The organism is Streptomyces sp. B21-083, assembly GCF_036898825.1.
GTDB lineage: Bacteria > Actinomycetota > Actinomycetes > Streptomycetales > Streptomycetaceae > Streptomyces.
In genome coordinates, this window is the sequence record NZ_JARUND010000001.1 from 4,971,361 (window position 1) to 4,990,093 (window position 18,733).

The window sequence follows — 18,733 nt, forward strand, 5'->3', positions numbered from 1 at the left end:
AACCATGAACGCGCCGTACGACGGTGACCGCGGTCAGGGCGCGGGCGACTCGGGACATCCCGAGGGCCCGCCGCCCGAGCACGGCCAGGTGCCGGCGCAGCCCCCCGCGGACGCGTATCTCCAGGACGCCTACGCCCAGGACCCGTACCGGGCGCAGGATCTCTCCGCCCAGGACCCGGTGGCCGAGGCGCTCTACGACCGCGCCGCGCACCCCCCGCCGCCCCCCGGGACCCATCAGCCGCAGCCGCCGCTCTACGGACAGCCCGCCCAGTCGCCGTACGCCCCCGACCCGAGCGTGTGGGCCCAGACCCCGGCCCCCGAGCCGGACGGAGCCACGCAGTACCTGCCATACGGCGACGATCCCCGCACCACCCAGTACGTGGGTGTCGACGCCCTGGTATCCCAGGCCGGCGACCAACGCCACGAGCCTGACGCCTTCGCTCATCTGTTCCGGGACCAGCAGCAGGGCAGCGGGCAAGGGCCCCTGGACCCTCCGGTGGTACCCGGACCGTCTCCCTCACCCGCGCCGGGCCAGGGTTCAGTCCCGCGGGCCCAGGTTCCGGCGTCGGACGCCACGATGCAGCTCACCCCCCAAGCGGCACCCGCCCCCGCTGTACCGTCGGCGGCTTCCAAGAAGGGCGGTCGGGCCGCGGGTCTGCTGAAGTCGAGCGCCGTCATGGCGGCGGGCACGATGGTCTCCCGCCTCACCGGCTTCGTCCGCTCCGCGCTGATCGTGTCGGCCCTCGGCCTCGGCATGCTGGGCGACTCCTTCCAGGTCGCCTACCAGCTGCCCACCATGATCTACATCCTGACCGTGGGCGGCGGCCTCAACTCCGTCTTCGTCCCGCAGCTCGTGCGCGCCATGAAGGAGGACGAAGACGGCGGCGAGGCGTTCGCCAACCGCCTCCTCACCCTCGTCATGGTGGCCCTCGGCGCGCTCACCGCGCTCGCGGTGTTCGCGGCTCCCCTGCTGGTCCGCGCCCTATCGGTGAAGATCGCCAACGATCCGGCAGCCAACGAGGTCGCCGTCACCTTCACTCGCTACTTCCTGCCCACGATCTTCTTCATGGGCATCCACGTCGTGATGGGGCAGATCCTCAACGCGCGCGGGAAGTTCGGCGCGATGATGTGGACGCCGGTCCTGAACAACGTCGTCATCATCGTGACTCTCGGCATGTTCATCTGGGTGTACGGCAGCGCGGCGGACTCTGGTATGGAGGTCACCACCATCCCGCCGGAGGGCCAGCGCCTCCTCGGCATCGGTGTACTGCTCGGCCTTGTCGTCCAGGCCCTCGCGATGATCCCGTATCTGCGCGAGACCGGCTTCAGGATGCGGTTGCGCTTCGACTGGAGGGGGCACGGCCTCGGCAAGGCGGCGATGCTCGCCAAGTGGACGATCCTTTTCGTCCTCGCCAACCAGGCCGGCGCCCTCGTCGTCACCCAGCTGGCCACCGCCGCCACCGGCGAGAACCCGAAGATCCAGGGCACCGGCTTCGCGGCCTACGCCAACGCCCAGCTCGTCTGGGGCCTGCCGCAGGCCATCATCACGGTCTCCCTGATGGCCGCCCTGCTCCCGCGGCTGGCCCGCTCGGCCCACGAGGGCGACGCCGGCGCGGTCCGCGACGACATCTCCCAGGGTCTGCGCACCACCGCCGTCGCGATCGTGCCCATCGCCTTCGGCCTCGTGGCGCTCGGCATCCCGATGTGCACCCTGATCTTCGGCTCCTCGGGCACCACCAGCGCCACCAACATGGGCTTCATGCTGATGGCCTTCGCCCTCGGCCTGATCCCCTACTCCGTGCAGTACGTCGTCCTGCGCGCCTTCTACGCGTACGAGGACACCCGCACGCCCTTCTACAACACGGTGATCGTCGCCGCCGTCAACGCGACGGCCTCCGCCCTCTGCTTTTTCCTGCTCCCGTCCCGCTGGGCGGTGGTCGGCATGGCCGCCTCGTACGGCCTCGCGTACGCGATCGGTGTCGGCGTCGCCTGGAACCGGCTGCGCAAGCGGCTGGGCGGCGACCTCGACGGCACCCGTGTCCTGCGGACGTACGCCCGGCTGGGCATCGCCTCGCTACCGGCCGCGCTCCTCAGCGGCGCGGCCTGCTACGGCATCGGCCACACTCTTGGCCAGGGTGTCGGCGGCTCTTTCGCCTCCCTCCTCGGGGGCGGTGCGGTCCTGCTCCTCGTCTTCTACGTCGCCGCCCGCCGTATGCGCATTGAGGAACTGAACTCTCTGGTGGGTATGGTGCGCGGGCGACTGGGGCGGTGAGTCGAGGGAAAGCGCACAACCATCGTCCACCCCCGCGTGTCGTGCAGAGCGACGGTCTGTGGGCACAATTGGGTTTGGCGTCGGAGAGCTCGCACAGGATGGGGAGGCAGGAGCGACGGTGGCGGAACGGAGCACGGCTGCCGTCGACGTGGCAGACAACAGCGGCGACGAGCCGCTGACCGCGCAGGCGGACGAGTCCACGGCCGACGGCGCGGCCCAGAACCGGGAGCGGGACACGGAGAACGACGAGGCACAGGGGAGCGGCGGGACCGAGAGTCCCGGAAAGGCCTCACCGCCCGAACTGCACAGCGGTCACAAACTCGCCAGGCGCTACCGCCTGGAGGAGTGCGTCACCCGTCTGGACGGATTCAGCAGCTGGCGCGCGGTCGACGAGAAACTGCGTCGCGCCGTCGGCGTGCACATCCTGCCCGCAGACCACTCACGGGCACGTTCCGTGCTGGCCGCGGCCCGCTCCTCGGCGCTTCTCGGAGACCCCCGCTTCGTGCAGGTCCTCGACGCCGTCGAGGAGAACGACCTCGTGTACGTCGTCCACGAATGGCTCCCCGACGCCACAGAGCTGACGGCGCTCCTGGCCGCCGGCCCCCTGGAGGCGCACGACGCCTACCAGATGGTCAGCCAGATCGCCTCCGCCATGGCGGCCGCCCACCGGGAGGGCCTCGCGCATCTGCGTCTGACCCCGGGCACCATCCTGCGGAGTTCGTCCGGCCAGTGGCGTGTGCGCGGCCTCGCGGTCAACGCCGCGCTGCGCGGCATCACGTCCGACACCCCGCAGCGCGCCGACACCGAGGCGATCGGCGCCCTGCTGTACGCCTCGCTCACCCAGCGCTGGCCCTACGAGAACGACGCCTACGGCCTGTCCGGGCTGCCCAAGGGCGTCGGTCTCATCGCGCCCGACCAGGTGCGCGCCGGGGTCCACCGGGGCCTGTCGGAGCTCGCGATGCGCGCCCTCGCCAACGACGGCGCCACCGCCTCCCGCCACGAGTCCGCGTGCACGACGCCCGAGGAGTTGGTCAAGGCGATCGGCGAGATGCCCCGCATCCGCCCGCCGGAGCCGGTCTTCACGGCCCCGCCCGACTACCAGCGCACCACGTACCAACAGGGCTCGTACGGCCGCCAGGCACCCCGCCCGGGCGCCACACAGCCCCTGCCCACCCCGCCGCCTCCGCTGCAGAGCCGTACCGGCAAGGCGCTGAAGTGGGCTGTGTCGGCGCTGCTGATCGCCGCGCTGGGCCTGGGTAGTTGGCAACTGGCGGACGCGCTCATGGACCGGAGCAACAAGTCCGAAGACACCGACCAGACCCAGACGACAGACGGTGGAAACAAGGCCCCGGCGAAGCCTGTGAGCAAGCCCATCGCCATCGAAGGTGCCCGTGATTTCGACCCGCTCGGCGAGGACGGGTCCGAGAACCCGAACGACATAGACAAGATCTACGACACCGCTGCGGGCACGTACTGGCAGACGAGCTACTACACGAGCTCCGACTTCGGAAGGTTGAAGTCGGGCGTCGGAGTCATCCTCGACCTCGGCAAGGTCCAGCAGGTCGGAAAGGTGACCGTCACCTTCGTCGGCGACACCTCAGTGGAACTCCGCGCCGCCTCGGGTGACACCGGTACGGAGCCGACGTCCCTGGACGATTACACCAAGGTGGCCGAAGGCTCGGGCGCGAGTGTGACCCTCAAGCCCGGCAAGACCGTCAAGTCTCGCTATCTTCTGGTCTGGCTGACAGATCTGCCGAAGCAGGTCGACGACGGCAAGTTCCGCGGCAGGATCGTGGACGTCAAGGTGAGCAGCTGAGATGTGAAGGGGAGGGGGCCCGTGGCGGAAGGCGCAGCGTTCGACGGAGTGAGCGATCAGGATCTCCTCGCCCGCCATGTCGACGGCGACCCCGACGCATTCGGTGAGATCGTGCGGCGGCATCGTGACCGGCTCTGGGCGGTGGCCCTGCGGACGCTGGGGGACCGCGAGGAGGCCGCTGACGCCGTCCAGGACGCCCTCGTCTCCGCCTACCGGGCCGCCCACACCTTCCGGGGCCAGTCGGCCGTCACGACCTGGCTGCACCGCATCACGGTGAACGCCTGCCTGGACCGCGTGCGCAAAGCCGCCTCCCGCAAGACCTCGCCGGTCGACGACACCGAACGGCTGGAGCAACTGCTCGAACCGCACGAGTCGGCGTCGGCCCCTGCCGAGCGCAACGATCTGCACCGCCAGCTCATCGAAGCGCTCGGCACCCTCCCGCCCGACCAGCGTGCCGCCCTCGTCCTGGTGGACATGCAGGGCTACCCGGTCGCGGAGGCCGCCCGTGTCCTCAACGTGCCCACCGGGACGGTGAAGAGCCGCTGCGCCCGAGGCAGAGCCAGACTCCTGCCGCTCCTCACCCACCTCCGCCCGGAAAACACCGGTGACGGAAAGGAATCAGGTGACGGACGGAACCGGGCGCAGGGGACATCCGTCCCACCCGCAGCGGGACCGAAGGATGCAGGGCCAAGTGATTCGACTGCTGTGAAGGGCGGAGGTGGGCGAGCGTGACATCCACGACGGACACGGCCGGACACCCGGACGTCACGGAGATCACCGACCTCACCGAAGGCCTGCTCACACCGGCCCGGACCTCGGACGTACGACAGCACCTGGACGAGTGCGTTCTCTGCGCCGACGTGTACGCCTCCCTGGAGGAGATCCGGGGCCTCCTCGGCTCGATGCCGAGCCCTGCGCGCATGCCCGCCGACATCGTCGGCCGTATCGACGCCGCGCTCGCCGCAGAGGCCGAGGGCGCGCATGTTTCACGTGAAACATCGACTCCCCCCGACCGCCTCGCGGACCGTCCGACCGGGCACGCTCACGCGGCCACCGGGCCCGGGCGCAAGGACAGAACACGGCGCGTACGGCGCCGGACCATCGTTCTGGGCACCGCCTTCACCGCCGCCGCCCTGGGGCTCGGCTCCCTGCTGGTGTCGTCCCTGAGCGATGACAACAAGCAGTCCGCGGTCGCAAGCACGTTCTCCGGGCAAAAGGTGGAGACCCAGGTCGCCCAACTCCTCAAGGGCCAGGGCGGGAAGAAGACCACCCGCAGCGGGGGTCCGTCCGTCGGTATCCGGAGTCATCCCAGTGACCTGACGCCCTACGAACACGGGGACACCCTCAAGATCAAGCCGACGTCGGTGCCCGCGTGCGTCATGAAGGGCATCGGGCGCAGCGGCACGTCCGTCCTCGGCGTCAAGCAAGGCACCTATGACGGCACCGACGCGTACCTCGTGCTGCTGCCCGCCGCGGGCGACAACACCCGCGTCACCGCTTACGTCGTCGACTCGGCCTGTGTGAAGCAGCCGTCGGTCCCGGCAGAGGTTCTGCTGACGCGGTCCTACGCGCGTTCCTGAGCGTGGGCGCTTCGACTTCCTCCGCTTGGTATCCCCTGCCGAGTGGCGCCCCTGTGTGCCCGGACACAGCGGGAATGCGGGCCCCGTAGGATCCGTTGGGTGGGGTGAGAGTTCTGAGAGAGGCTCCCACCGGTCAGACGAAGCCGTCCAGAAACGAGGAAACACGCCGTGAGCGACGTCCGTAACGTGATCATCATCGGCTCAGGGCCCGCCGGCTACACGGCGGCGCTCTATACCGCACGCGCGTCGCTGAAGCCTCTGGTCTTCGAGGGCGCCGTCACCGCCGGTGGCGCGCTCATGAACACCACCGAAGTGGAGAACTTCCCCGGCTTCCAGGACGGCATCATGGGCCCCGAGCTCATGGACAACATGCGTGCCCAGTCCGAGCGCTTCGGCGCGGAGCTTGTTGCGGACGACATCGTCGCCGTCGACCTCACGGGTGACATCAAGACCGTCACGGACACCGCGGGCACCGTACACAAGGCGAAGGCGGTCATCGTCGCCACCGGCTCACAGCACCGCAAGCTCGGTCTGCCGAACGAGGACGCCCTCTCCGGCCGTGGCGTCTCCTGGTGCGCGACGTGTGACGGCTTCTTCTTCAAGGACCAGGACATCGCCGTGATCGGCGGCGGCGACACCGCGATGGAAGAGGCGACCTTCCTCTCCCGCTTCGCCAAGTCGGTGACGATCGTCCACCGCCGTGACACCCTGCGCGCCTCCAAGACGATGCAGGAGCGGGCCTTCGCCGACCCGAAGATCAAGTTCGTCTGGGACAGCGAGGTCGCCGAGATCCAGGGCGACCCCAAGCTCGCAGGACTGAAGCTGCGCAACCTCAAGACCGGTGAACTGTCCGACCTGGCCGTCACGGGCCTGTTCATCGCGGTCGGCCACGACCCGCGGACCGAACTCTTCAAGGGTCAGCTGGACCTCGACGAAGAGGGCTACCTGAAGGTCGAAGCGCCCTCGACGCGAACCAACCTGAGCGGTGTCTTCGGCGCCGGAGACGTGGTCGACCACACCTACCGTCAGGCGATCACCGCTTCCGGCACCGGCTGCTCCTCCGCCCTGGACGCCGAGCGCTTCCTCGCCGGCCTGGCGGACAACGAGCAGCAGGCCGAGCCCGAGAAGACCTCTGTCTGACCACCACCCGCCCCACCGCAGCATCGAGTTAAGGAGCCCCCTGTGGCCGGCACCCTGAAGAACGTGACCGACGATTCCTTCGACGAGGACGTCCTCAAGAGCGACAAGCCCGTCCTGGTGGACTTCTGGGCCGCCTGGTGCGGCCCGTGCCGCCAGATCGCGCCGTCGCTCGAGGCGATCGCCGCCGAGTACGGCGACAAGATCGAGGTCGTCAAGCTCAACATCGACGAGAACCCGGGTATCGCCGCCAAGTACGGCGTGATGTCCATCCCGACCCTGAACGTCTACCAGGGTGGCGAGGTCGCCAAGACCATCGTCGGCGCCAAGGCGAAGGCCGCGATCGTGCGTGACCTTGAGGACTTCATCGGCCAGTAGTCCGCGCGACAGCCGATGTTTCACGTGAAACATGAGTGGGCCGACCCGAAAGGGTCGGCCCACTCGTTTTGCGTCAGTTCTCAGAGCGGCCGAAGGGCCGGCTCCTTCTGTACTGCTCCCAGCAGCCGGTCGAGCGCCATCTCCACGTCTTCCTTCCAGGAGAGCGTCGTCCGCAGCTCCAACCGAAGCCGAGGGTGCACGGGATGGGGCCGCACCGTCTTGAAGCCAACGGCGAGCAGATGGTCTGCGGGCAGGACACAGGCCGTCTCCTTCCAGCGGGCGTCCCCGAAAGCCTCGATCGCCTTGAAGCCCCTACGCAGAAGATCCTTGGCCACCGTCTGCACCATCACGCGCCCCAGTCCCTGTCCCTGGTAACCCGGCATGATGAAGGCGGTCATCAGCTGCACCGCGTCCGGCGAGACCGGGCTCGTCGGAAACGCCGTGGCCCGCGGAACGTAAGCCGGAGGGGCGTAGAGGGCAAAGCCCACCGGATTGTCGTCGACGTAGACGACACGGCCGCAGGAACCCCAGTCGAGGAGAACGGCGGAGATCCACGCTTCCTTCTCCAGTGCGGGTGTCCCCGCCTTTACCGCGGCTTCCCCGCTGACGGGGTCCAGTTCCCAGAAGACGCACGTGCGGCAGCGCTTGGGAAGGTCCGGAAGGTTGTCCAGCGTGAGCGGTACGAGCCGACGCCCCATGAAGGCTGTTCCTCGCTTCCTTCGCCCGCAGCGTCGCGAGCGGCTGTCAGAGCATTTCGTTCCCTGACCAGACTGCCGACGAACCCACCGACGGCGCCCAGTCCCAGACCCGCGCTCATCAGTCCGGTGCGGCTCACGATTCGCATGACCCCCGCCTCCCCAACTCAGAGGTGCTGCCAGGTGGATGCGCCATACCCGAACGCATCGTATCCACGAAGCGATTGCATCGATACCGCCTGAAAGCAAAGAGCGGGCTGTGTCCGGTGTGCACCGCACACAGCCCGCTCCGGCCGCCGATCGAGCGGAAACCGCCCGGGCCGACCAAGCTCCTCAGTCCTCCGATTCCTCGGAGTCGTCGTCCAGAAGGCTCTTCTGCAGGACCGGCCCCTCGCCCGGGGCGAGGGAGCTGAGAATGCGCTCAAGGTCCTCCATCGACGCGAACTCGACGGTGATCTTGCCCTTCTTCTGTCCCAGATCGACCTTCACCCGCGTCTCGAAACGGTCCGAAAGGCGACCGGCGAGATCGGTCAGTGCCGGAGACACCAGGGCGCCGGCCCGCGGCCCCTTGCCCCTCGTGGCCGCCTGCGGCCGTGAACCCATCAGGGTCACGATCTCCTCGACGGCCCGTACCGACAGCCCCTCGGCCACGATCCGGTGAGCCAGCCTGTCCTGCTCCTCCGAATCGTCCACGGAGAGAAGCGCCCGGGCGTGCCCGGCGGACAGGACTCCGGCGGCCACCCGGCGCTGAACCGCCGGAGACAGCCTCAGCAGACGCAAGGTGTTGGAGACCTGCGGGCGGGAGCGGCCGATCCGGTCCGCCAACTGATCGTGCGTGCAGTGGAAGTCCTTGAGCAGCTGATCGTAGGCCGCCGCCTCTTCCAGCGGATTCAGCTGAGCCCGGTGGAGGTTCTCCAGCAGCGCGTCCAGGAGGAGCTTCTCGTCATCCGTGGCCCGCACGATCGCCGGGATCGCCTCAAGGCCCGCTTCCCTGCACGCCCTCCAGCGCCGCTCGCCCATGATGAGCTCGTAGCTGGTGGGGCCCACCTGCCGGACGACGACGGGCTGGAGGAGACCGACCTCCTTGATGGAGGTGACCAGTTCTGCCAGTGCGTCCTCGTCGAACACATCCCGCGGCTGGCGCGGGTTCGGGGTGATCGAGTCGATGGGCAGCTCGGCGAAGTGCGCACCGATCGGGGGCGCCGGAGAATCTCCGAAGCCGTTCGAGGAAGCATCCTCTGTTTCACGTGAAACATTCGGCAGCAAGACCACCTTCGCCGCAGCCACTCCGCGCTCGGCGGTGAGGACCGGGACCGCCGCCGGTGAGGCGGAGGCAGTACCTCCCATCGCCGGTGGCGTCGGCCTGTCTCCGGTCGGTGCCGATGGGATCAGTGCGCCGAGACCACGGCCCAACCCCCTCCGTCGCTCGCTCACTGGATACCCTCCACGATGCTCTGTTCGCTCTGTGCGCCGAAATGGACGTGCTGCGCGTCATAGCTGACGCCGACACCCTTCAGCGCGATTTCCCGGGCCGCTTCAAGATAGGACAGGGCCCCACTCGATCCTGGATCGTAGGTGAGCACCGTCTGTCCATAGCTCGGTGCCTCGGAGATACGGACCGAGCGCGGAATGCTCGTCCGCAGCACCTCGTCGCCGAAGTGGTTGCGCACCTCGTCCGCGACCTGGGACGCGAGACGCGTCCGGCCGTCGTACATGGTGAGCAGAATCGTCGTTACCTGAAGGTCGCGGTTCAGGTGGGCCCGCACCAGATCGACGTTGCGCAGCAGCTGACCCAGGCCTTCCAGCGCGTAGTACTCGCACTGGATCGGGATGAGCACCTCGGCACCGGCGACCAGTGCGTTGACCGTCAGCAGACCGAGCGAGGGCGGGCAGTCGATGAGGATGTAGTCCAGAGGCTGCTCATACGCCTGGATCGCTCGCTCAAGCCGGCTCTCTCGCGCCACCAGGGACACCAGCTCGATCTCCGCACCGGCGAGATCGATGGTGGCGGGTGCACAGAAGAGGCCCTCGACGTCCGGGACCGGCTGAACGACTTCCGAGAGTGGCCTGCTGTCGATCAACACGTCATAGATGGAAGGAACATCGGCGTGATGGTCGATCCCCAGCGCCGTGGAAGCGTTGCCCTGAGGGTCGAGGTCCACGACCAGAACGCGAGCCCCGTGCAGGGCCAGCGAGGCGGCGAGGTTGACGGTTGTCGTCGTCTTCCCCACTCCGCCCTTCTGGTTGGCGACCACCATGACACGGGTCCGCTCCGGCCGTGGCAGGCCTTCGCCGGCCCGCCCCAGAGCCTCCACCGCCAATTGGGCAGCACGACCGATGGGAGTGTCGTCCATCGGGGGCGGTGTTTCACGTGAAACATCCTCCCCGATCGACTCGGTTCGGGGACCGGGGACCGGATCGGTCATCGGTCCCGCGATGTTGGCGTTGGACCGCAAGGATTCACTCTCCTCGACATCAGGCTCGCAATGAACAGAGCCTGTCATGCCTTCGGGGTCGTGAACCAGTGAGGCCTGGTGTTCTGTGGAGAAATCCACCTCTGTGGACAACTCCGTTACCTCTCTGGGTGAACCGAGAGGCTTTCGGTCGCGGGGGGCGGCCGCGGCCCGGCCGCGGCTGATGATGCCGTGCAGCAGTGAGCGACGTTTCACGTGAAACAAGATGCCCAGCCGGAGGGGCCACGGCCGCGCGACACTCCGAGATGCATAGGTTAGGCAGCTTGTGTGGAGTACGTCTCGTCGTCAGGACGGATCAACGAACGGGAAGATCAGCGTCGGCGTCGTGCTCGTCCCGTCCGGGCAGCCTTGGCCCGCTTCGCCGCGAACCGCACTCCGCCGGGACTCTCCCCGACCTCGACCCGCACGACGGTCGACAGCGGGTCCACGACTCCCTCACCCACCTGCAGGATGGACGTCGTGACCGCCCCGAGCTTGCTCAGCGCGGTGGCCGAAGCCTTCAGCTCCTCCTCAGCGGTGTCCCCCTTGAGCGCGAGCATCTCCCCGTACGGACGCAGCAAAGGAATTCCCCAGGTGGCGAGCCGGTCCAGCGGAGCCACGGCACGCGCCGTCACCACATGGACCGGCTGGAGCGTCCCCATGACCTCTTCGGCGCGGCCACGGATGACCGTCACATGGTCCAGGCCCAGCAGCTCGACGACTTCGCTGAGGAAGTTGGTCCGCCGCAGCAGGGGCTCCAGCAGCGTGATCTTCAGGTCCTCCCTGACCAACGCCAGCGGAATGCCAGGCAGGCCGGCGCCCGAACCGACATCGCACACCGTCACGTTCTCCGGCACGACCTCGGAGAGCACCGCACAGTTCAACAGGTGCCGCTCCCACAGGCGGGGCACCTCACGCGGGCCGATCAGACCGCGCTGCACACCGGCCTCCGCGAGCAGTTCCGCGTATCGGACCGCGTCCGCGAAGCGATCGCCGAACACCTCGCGCGCCTGCTCGGGCGCCGGGGGGAGCTCCGCTGCCTCCGTCACGGGGACCGTCCTTCCGTACCGCATGAGCGCACTGCGCGCTGATCACCAGGACTACAGGGACTGGAGCTGTCGAGGACCACAGGGCGACGAACAGAGAACCAACAGCTGCCGGGAACTACAGGCTGACAAAGTTCGGCCCCGCCTGCGCAACAGACGGGGCCGGAGAGTCGTACGTACCGATCAGGCGGGAAGGACGACGACGAAGCGCTGCGGCTCCTCGCCCTCGGACTCGCTGCGCAGACCGGCGGCCTTCACCGCGTCGTGCACGACCTTGCGCTCGAACGGGGTCATCGGCTTCATCTTGACGGGCTCGCCGGAGCTCTTGACCTCGGCCGCGGCCTTGGCGCCCAGCTCCGAGAGCTCCTCACGCTTCTTGGCGCGGTAGCCCGCGATGTCGAGCATCAGCCGGCTGCGGTCCCCGGTCTCCCGGTGCACGGCCAGGCGCGTGAGCTCCTGGAGTGCCTCCAGCACCTCGCCGTCCCGGCCGACCAGCTTCTGCAGGTCGCGGCCACCCGCGTCGCTGATGATCGAGACAGCGGCGCGGTCGGCCTCGACGTCCATGTCGATGTCGCCGTCGAGGTCGGCGATGTCCAGCAGACCCTCGAGGTAGTCCGCCGCGATCTCACCCTCCTGCTCCAGGCGAGAAAGGGTGTCGACACCCTCGGCTGCGGCGGAGGTGGTGGTGCCTTCCGTCACGGGATGGACTCCTTCTTACTTCTTGGACGGGGACTTGGGGCGCTGCGGACCCTTGCGCTGTCCGGACTGGGCCTTGCTGCGGGCACCGGACCCTGGCTTGGAGGCTGCCTGCTTGGCGGCCCCTCCGGCCGGCTTGGCGTCCTGCGGCTCGTCGGACTTGATCAGCGACGTCGGGGAGGTGTCCGGCTCGGCACCGCCCGCGGGCTTGGCGCCCGACTGACGCTGAGACTTGCTCTGACGCTTGGGCTGCTGGCGCTTGGCGGCGGCGCTGGTGGGCGTACCGTCCTCGGTCTCGGCGACCTCGGCGGTCACGCCCGTCGTCACCGTGCCGTCGGGCTGGGCCGCCAGGCCCGCCTTGGTGAGACCGTTGATGAACTTGCGCTCGAACTCGTTGCGGTCGCGGCCCTTGGTGACGATGGCCTTCACGATGGCGCGCTCACCGCGGCTGCGGGTCTTGCCGTGGTGTGTGACGTGCTTGTGGAGGCGCTCCAGATACGCGGCCTGCGCCTTGCTTCCCGGGGTCGGGTTGTTGCGGATGACGTACATCTGCTGACCCATGGTCCACACGTTCGTGGTCAGCCAGTAGACGAGGACACCTACCGGGAAGTTGATGCCGAAGAAGGCGAACATGACCGGGAAGACGTACATCAGCATCTTCTGCTGCTGCATGAACGGCGTCTTCACCGTGGTGTCGACGTTCTTCGTCATCAGCTGGCGCTGCGTGTAGAACTGCGACGCCGACATCAGGACGATCATGATCGCCGTGACGACGCGTACATCGGTGACCGTGGCGCCCAGAGCATCGACGACGCTGGAGCCGTCCTTGAACTTCGCGGCGAGCGGGGCACCGAAGATGTGCGCCTTACGGGCGCTGGCCAGCAGCGAATCGTTGATGACACCGATGGTGTCGCCCGTCGCGATGCCGTTGAGCACGTGATACAGGGCGAAGAAGAACGGCGACTGCGCCAGGATGGGAAGGCACGAGGAGAGCGGGTTGGTGCCCGTCTCCTTGTACAGCTTCATCATCTCTTCGGACTGACGCTGCTTGTCGTTCTTGTAGCGCTCCTGGATCTTCTTCATCTCGGGCTGCAGTGTCTGCATGGCCCGAGTCGACTTGATCTGCTTCACGAAGAGCGGGATCAGGCAGATACGGATCAGGATCACCAGGGACACGATGGACAAGCCCCAGGCCCAGCCGGTGTCGGGGCCGAAGATCGCGCCGTACACCTTGTGGAACTGGACGATGACCCAGGAAACGGGTGTCGTGATGAAGCTGAAAATGCTGGCAATCGTGTCCACTAATCATGCTCCTTGGACATGGGACGGGGTCTCGGCGGCCGGACTCGAGGAATTCTGTCCCTCGATGGCCGCGCCGGCGGCGGAGGTCCCGCCCTTGCGTGCGTGCCAGGCGTTGCGCAGCATTTCGTGCCACCGCGGACGCTTGCGCGGCGGGACATGGTCCACGCCGCCGAGCGACCACGGGTTGCACCGCAGGATGCGCCAGGCGGTGAGTGCCGTCCCCTTGACCGCACCGTGCCGGTCGATGGCCGTATGGCCGTAGTGGGAACACGACGGGTAGTACTTGCACACCGGGCCGAGCAGCGGACTGATCGTCCACTGGTACAGCTTGATCAGAGCCAGCAGCGGGTACTTCATCGCGCGCCCCCTCCCAGCAGCCGCTGCAGAGCGGCGTCCAGGTCTCGGGCCAGCTGTGCATGGTCGGCATCGCCCGCACCGGGCAACGCTCGTACGACTACCAGGCTACCGGGGGGCAGCTCGGCGACTCGGTCGCGCATCAGATGGCGAAGCCTGCGCTTCACCTTGTTGCGGACGACCGCGCCGCCGACTGCCTTGCTGACGACGAAACCCGCACGCGTCGGGGGAGCGCTCTCCCCAGGCGCGTGCGGGTCCGTGGTACCGCTACGAAGATGGACGACGAGGAGCGGGCGGCCGGCCCGGCGACCCCGTCGTACCGCGGTCGCGAATTCCTCGCGCCGCCTCAGCCGATGCTCGGTAGGCAGCACGACGTCATGACCTGATCAGGATCAGGCGGACAGACTCGCGCGACCCTTGCCACGGCGGTTCGCGAGAATCGCGCGACCGGCACGGGTACGCATCCGCAGGCGGAAGCCGTGGGTCTTCGCGCGGCGACGGTTGTTCGGCTGGAAGGTGCGCTTGCTCACTCGGGGGCTCCAGAAAGAATCGGTAGGTACCGGGGTGCCGTCTTGGCTGTCACCGTGCGCCCACGAGTAGCTCGCTTACGCCCGATTGCACCGCTCCCGATCACTGAAGGATGCCCTGGTGGGAGCACTCCACGTGATCTATGCCCATCGGAGGCAGGCGGCAGCAGCCATCGACAACTCGACCTGGTCACGGTACGCGGGGCTACGCCATCCGGTCAAACCAGCACCCGGGGCGAGACACTATCCACAGCCTGGGGACAACAACTTGAACCGCACCCGTCGCCCTGACTACCGTGGCCGGACTCCCTATCGCCCGTCCCACCCGATGTACATCCCGATACGTCCCAGAACCACACGTTCGTGGGACCCGTGAGAGAGCGTGCCCTGTGGCTGACGTACCTGCCGATCTTGCCGCAGTGTGGCCACGAGTGCTGGAACATCTCCTCGGTGAGGGCCGTGGACAGGGCGTCGAGGTGAAGGACGAGCGCTGGATCAGGCGCTGTGAGCCGCTGGCCCTGGTCGCGGACACCGCACTCCTCGCCGTACCGAACGAGTTTGCGAAAGGCGTGCTCGAAGGCCGCCTCGCGCCGATCGTCAGCGAGACGCTCAGCCGCGAGTGCGGCCGGCCGATCCGCATCGCGATCACCGTGGACGACTCCGTCGGCGAGCCCTCCCCGCCCTCGCCCGCCCCACCGCAGTCGCGCTACGAGGACCCCGAACACCCCTCGGCCCGCGACCCCTACCAGGGATATGGCCGCCACCGCGCGGACGACCACTCCCAGACGCGCGACGGCCAGCAGCCCTCCCACGCGGACCAGCTCCCGACCGCCCGACCCGCCTACCCGTCCGAGTACCAGCGCCCCGAGCCCGGCGCCTGGCCGCGGCCGACCCAGGATGACTACGGCTGGCAGCAGCCCCGGCTCGGCTTCCCGGAGCGTGACCCGTACGCGTCACCGTCCTCCGACTACCACCCGCAGCCGCCGCGCGACCGCTCGCCGTACGAGCAACAGCGCTCCGAGTACGAACAGCAGCGTTCCGACTACGGACAGCAGCGCTCGGAGTACGAGGGCCGCGACGGCCGCCGCGACCTGTCGGAGTCCTCGTCGATCGGTCACGCGAACCGGGGCGGACCCGGAGGGCCCGGGGGCGCTGTGCGTCCCGGTGGCGGCGCCCCCGGTTCACCGGCCTCGCGACAGGCCCCGGCACCGGGTCCCGGCGAACCCACCGCACGTCTGAACCCCAAGTACCTGTTCGACACGTTCGTCATCGGGGCGTCGAACCGTTTCGCCCACGCGGCCGCCGTCGCTGTCGCCGAGGCACCCGCGAAGGCGTACAACCCCCTCTTCATCTATGGGGAGTCCGGACTCGGCAAGACGCACCTGCTGCACGCGATCGGGCACTACGCGCGCAGCCTCTATCCCGGCACGCGTGTGCGATATGTGAGCTCGGAGGAGTTCACCAACGAGTTCATCAACTCCATCCGCGACGGCAAGGGTGACAGCTTCCGCAAGCGCTACCGCGAGATGGACATCCTGCTGGTCGACGACATCCAGTTCCTCGCGGACAAGGAGTCGACGCAGGAGGAGTTCTTCCACACCTTCAACACGCTCCACAACGCCAACAAGCAGATCGTGCTGTCCAGCGACCGTCCGCCGAAGCAGCTCGTCACGCTGGAGGACCGGCTGCGGAACCGTTTCGAGTGGGGGCTGATCACCGACGTCCAGCCGCCCGAGCTGGAGACGCGTATCGCCATCCTCCGTAAGAAGGCGGTCCAGGAGCAGCTCAACGCCCCGCCGGAGGTCCTGGAGTTCATCGCCTCCCGCATCTCGCGCAACATCCGCGAGCTGGAGGGCGCCCTGATCCGGGTGACGGCGTTCGCGTCGCTCAACCGGCAGCCGGTGGACCTCGGCCTCACGGAGATCGTCCTCAAGGACCTGATCCCGGGCGGCGAGGACTCGACCCCGGAGATCACCGCGCCGGCGATCATGGGAGCAACCGCCGACTACTTCGGCATCACGGTCGAGGACCTGTGCGGCAGTTCACGCGGGCGCCAGCTGGTCACGGCCCGGCAGATCGCCATGTACGTGTGCCGCGAGCTGACCGACCTCTCGCTGCCGAAGATCGGGGCGCAGTTCGGCGGCCGCGACCACACGACCGTGATGCACGCCGACCGCAAGATCCGCGCTCTGATGGCCGAGCGGCGCTCCATCTACAACCAGGTCACCGAGCTGACCAACCGCATCAAGAACGGCTGACAGCAGCACGGCCACGGCACTGAGGCGCCCCGGGACAAGGTCCCGAGGGCGCCTTTCGCCGTTCTCCGGCGGCCTCCTGTGCGGATGCAGCCGGGTCCCTTGCCGGTTCCTTGTGGGTTCCGGCGCCCGTCGGGCGTTGCCTCGCCGCAACCCACTGTTCGAATGCGGGCCAGGTTACGGCCGCCCTCCACAGATTCGGTGACTTTTTCGCGTCCACACCCTGGGGACCGCGAAGTTGTCCAGACTGTGTCCACAGGCGAGGCTGGTGATAGATCATCAGACCAGGTCAGGTGGTTGTGGATCGGTGGACAAAAGATCTCCACAGCCTGTGGATAAAAAAATGATCCACAGGCTGTGCACGGAGTTGTCCACCGGTGGCCCACAGGCTGCGGCCGGTTGTCCCCAGCGATCACCGGCTTCTCCACACCTCTGTCCACTGTTCGGCAACAGGACGTGCCTCCTCACCACGTCGAGTGAAAGGCGTCACACCGAGGCGCTTGGTTGGGCTGTGGGAAACGTGGGTAAAGCTGGGGACGCTCCTGGGGAGAAGTACCCCCCGCCTGTGCATGGAGTGTGCAGAACTTTCTGTTCTCCACAGAAGAGGTGAGTTATCCACCGCCTCCACCCACAGGGTCAGTGGATAAAATTTGCGGCCTGAGCTGCGAAAACGGGGTTATCCACGGTATCCACAGCCCCTACTACTACTGACAACTATTGAGAGCTCGGAATCCGTTTCGAAGTGGGTCCTGTGCACAACTTGCTGTCGGGAGCCCGGCTGCCCCTCGTCACGACTTGACCCGACAGGCACCTACTGTCAGTGCTGTGCGTCAGACTGTTCCTGGCGTCCTTCCCAGCACAGGGACCGACGACACCGAGACAGACGACGAAGCCAGGCAGGCCGAGAAGCGCCGGCAACAGCAGGAGGCGGCAACAGTGAAGATCCGGGTGGAACGCGACGTACTCGCGGAGGCAGTTGCCTGGGCGGCGCGCAGCCTCCCGGCCCGTCCGCCGGCCCCTGTCCTCGCCGGCCTCCTGCTGAAGGCCGAGGAAGGCCAGCTGAGCCTGTCGAGCTTCGACTACGAGGTCTCCGCGCGGGTGTCGGTGGAGGCCGAGGTCGAGGAGGTGGGCACCGTCCTGGTGTCCGGCCGGCTCCTCGCCGACATCTGCCGCGCCCTTCCCAACCGCCCGGTGGAGATTTCCACAGACGGTGTACGGGCCACGGTGGTGTGCGGCTCCTCCCGCTTCACCCTCCACACACTGCCTGTGGAGGAGTACCCGGCCCTGCCGCAGATGCCGACCGCGACCGGCACGGTGCCCGGTGAGGTGTTCGCCTCCGCCGCCGCGCAGGTGGCCATCGCGGCCGGCCGTGACGACACGCTGCCCGTCCTCACCGGTGTGCGTATCGAGATCGAGGGCGACACGGTGACGCTGGCGTCCACCGACCGCTACCGCTTCGCGGTCCGCGAGTTCCTGTGGAAGCCGGAGGACCCGGACGCGTCCGCGGTGGCCCTGGTGCCCGCGAAGACGCTCCTGGACACCGCCAAGGCGCTCACGAGCGGCGACAGCGTCATCCTGGCGCTGTCCGGCTCGGGCGCGGGCGAGGGCCTCATCGGCTTCGAGGGCGCCGGCCGTCGCACGACGACGCGGCTGCTGGAGGGCGACCTCCCGAAGTACCGCTCGCTGTTCCCGACGGAGTTCAACTCCATCGCCGTGATCGAGACCGCCCCCTTCGTGGAGGCCGTCAAGCGTGTGGCCCTGGTGGCCGAGCGGAACACCCCGGTGCGACTCAGCTTCGAGCAGGGTGTGCTCATCCTGGAGGCCGGGTCCAGCGACGACGCACAGGCTGTGGAGCGGGTCGACGCCCAGTTGGAGGGCGACGACGTGTCGATCGCCTTCAACCCGACGTTCCTGCTGGACGGCCTGAGCGCGATCGACTCCCCGGTGGCCCAGCTGTCCTTCACGACGTCCACGAAGCCCGCGCTGCTCAGCGGCAAGCCGGCCCTGGACGCCGAGGCGGACGAGGCGTACAAGTATCTGATCATGCCGGTCCGCCTCAGCGGCTGAGCGATGTGAGCCGCCTGGTGGCGCCAGCTGCTTTTCGAACGGCTGAGCGCCTCCGCCGGAAACACCGCAGGTGGGGGCATACGTTTGAGCGCGTATGCCCACAGGTGTGCATGAGCGTCCGGGTCTAGGCTCGGACGTGGGTACGAGCAACAGGA

The 18,733-nt window shown here is 68.0% G+C and carries 17 protein-coding genes; 8 read left to right on the plus strand and 9 right to left on the minus strand.

The features are described 5' to 3' along the window. Nucleotides 1–4: 4 nt before the first annotated feature. The 6 genes from murJ (at nt 5) to trxA (ending at nt 7,183) form a co-directional block, all read left to right on the plus strand. Nucleotides 5–2,272, plus strand: a complete 2,268-nt coding sequence (gene murJ / locus QA861_RS22385) for a murein biosynthesis integral membrane protein MurJ (protein WP_334590076.1) — start codon at nt 5–7, stop codon at nt 2,270–2,272. Nucleotides 2,273–2,390: 118 nt separating this feature from the next. Then, nucleotides 2,391–4,088 (plus strand): protein kinase family protein, encoded by a 1,698-nt coding sequence (locus QA861_RS22390; protein ID WP_334590077.1) that lies wholly within the window; start codon nt 2,391–2,393, stop codon nt 4,086–4,088. A gap of 21 nt (nt 4,089–4,109) precedes the next feature. Beyond that, a complete protein-coding gene (gene sigM, locus QA861_RS22395) occupies nt 4,110–4,820 on the plus strand; it encodes an RNA polymerase sigma factor SigM (protein ID WP_334590078.1) in 711 nt (236 codons plus the stop codon). Then, entirely contained in the window at nt 4,817–5,668 is an 852-nt protein-coding gene (locus QA861_RS22400) for an anti-sigma factor family protein (protein WP_334590079.1), read from the plus strand. The genes sigM and QA861_RS22400 overlap by 4 nt, the downstream gene beginning before the upstream one ends. Before the next feature lie 168 nt (nt 5,669–5,836). Then, on the plus strand, nt 5,837–6,808 hold the full coding sequence (trxB, locus tag QA861_RS22405) for a thioredoxin-disulfide reductase (protein ID WP_334590080.1): 972 nt from the start codon (nt 5,837–5,839) through the stop codon (nt 6,806–6,808). A gap of 42 nt (nt 6,809–6,850) precedes the next feature. Then, nucleotides 6,851–7,183 carry a thioredoxin gene (trxA, locus tag QA861_RS22410; protein WP_334590081.1) on the plus strand — a complete coding sequence of 111 codons (333 nt, stop codon included), beginning with the start codon at nt 6,851–6,853 and terminating at the stop codon, nt 7,181–7,183. 80 nt (nt 7,184–7,263) lie between these two features. Here trxA and QA861_RS22415 read toward each other — a convergent pair whose 3' ends face one another. The 9 genes from QA861_RS22415 to rpmH all read right to left on the minus strand — a co-directional run bounded on the left by QA861_RS22415 (nt 7,264) and on the right by rpmH (nt 14,259). Further along, complete coding sequence (locus tag QA861_RS22415) at nt 7,264–7,881, minus strand: GNAT family N-acetyltransferase (RefSeq protein WP_334590082.1); 618 nt, start codon at nt 7,879–7,881, stop codon at nt 7,264–7,266. 330 nt (nt 7,882–8,211) lie between these two features. Then, nucleotides 8,212–9,312 (minus strand): ParB/RepB/Spo0J family partition protein, encoded by a 1,101-nt coding sequence (locus tag QA861_RS22420; protein WP_334590083.1) that lies wholly within the window; start codon nt 9,310–9,312, stop codon nt 8,212–8,214. Beyond that, nucleotides 9,309–10,382 (minus strand): AAA family ATPase, encoded by a 1,074-nt coding sequence (locus QA861_RS22425; protein WP_334590659.1) that lies wholly within the window; start codon nt 10,380–10,382, stop codon nt 9,309–9,311. Before QA861_RS22425 ends, QA861_RS22420 begins: the two co-directional genes overlap by 4 nt. 281 nt (nt 10,383–10,663) lie before the next feature. Beyond that, a complete protein-coding gene (gene rsmG / locus QA861_RS22430) occupies nt 10,664–11,380 on the minus strand; it encodes a 16S rRNA (guanine(527)-N(7))-methyltransferase RsmG (protein ID WP_334590084.1) in 717 nt (238 codons plus the stop codon). Between the two features lie 180 nt (nt 11,381–11,560). Next, a complete protein-coding gene (locus QA861_RS22435; protein WP_006381195.1) occupies nt 11,561–12,076 on the minus strand; it encodes a Jag family protein in 516 nt (171 codons plus the stop codon). Between the two features lie 15 nt (nt 12,077–12,091). Further along, nucleotides 12,092–13,375 (minus strand): membrane protein insertase YidC, encoded by a 1,284-nt coding sequence (gene yidC, locus QA861_RS22440; RefSeq protein WP_334590085.1) that lies wholly within the window; start codon nt 13,373–13,375, stop codon nt 12,092–12,094. A gap of 3 nt (nt 13,376–13,378) precedes the next feature. Next, complete coding sequence (gene yidD, locus QA861_RS22445; RefSeq protein WP_334590086.1) at nt 13,379–13,732, minus strand: membrane protein insertion efficiency factor YidD; 354 nt, start codon at nt 13,730–13,732, stop codon at nt 13,379–13,381. Then, on the minus strand, nt 13,729–14,100 hold the full coding sequence (gene rnpA / locus QA861_RS22450; protein WP_189150480.1) for a ribonuclease P protein component: 372 nt from the start codon (nt 14,098–14,100) through the stop codon (nt 13,729–13,731). Before rnpA ends, yidD begins: the two co-directional genes overlap by 4 nt. Before the next feature lie 21 nt (nt 14,101–14,121). Further along, the gene (gene rpmH / locus QA861_RS22455; RefSeq protein WP_006381191.1) at nt 14,122–14,259 is read right to left on the minus strand and encodes a 50S ribosomal protein L34; all 138 of its coding nucleotides are present in this window, start codon (nt 14,257–14,259) and stop codon (nt 14,122–14,124) included. A 386-nt stretch (nt 14,260–14,645) separates the two neighbouring features. On the opposite strand from rpmH, the gene dnaA reads away from it, so the two are divergent. Both dnaA and dnaN read left to right on the plus strand, forming a co-directional pair. Continuing rightward, nucleotides 14,646–16,514 carry a chromosomal replication initiator protein DnaA gene (gene dnaA, locus QA861_RS22460; protein ID WP_334590087.1) on the plus strand — a complete coding sequence of 623 codons (1,869 nt, stop codon included), beginning with the start codon at nt 14,646–14,648 and terminating at the stop codon, nt 16,512–16,514. 933 nt (nt 16,515–17,447) lie between these two features. After that, the gene (dnaN, locus tag QA861_RS22465) at nt 17,448–18,578 is read left to right on the plus strand and encodes a DNA polymerase III subunit beta (RefSeq protein ID WP_334590660.1); all 1,131 of its coding nucleotides are present in this window, start codon (nt 17,448–17,450) and stop codon (nt 18,576–18,578) included. Nucleotides 18,579–18,733: the final 155 nt, after the last annotated feature.

Excerpts from the sequence above, each read along its gene's own strand:
- yidD (WP_334590086.1), bottom strand. The coding sequence starts at position 13,732 with ATGAAGTACCCGCTGCTGGCTCTGATCAAGCTGTACCAGTGGACGATC.
- murJ (WP_334590076.1), top strand. The coding sequence starts at position 5 with ATGAACGCGCCGTACGACGGTGACCGCGGTCAGGGCGCGGGCGACTCG.
- QA861_RS22415 (WP_334590082.1), bottom strand. The coding sequence starts at position 7,881 with ATGGGGCGTCGGCTCGTACCGCTCACGCTGGACAACCTTCCGGACCTT.
- QA861_RS22425 (WP_334590659.1), bottom strand. The coding sequence starts at position 10,382 with ATGACAGGCTCTGTTCATTGCGAGCCTGATGTCGAGGAGAGTGAATCC.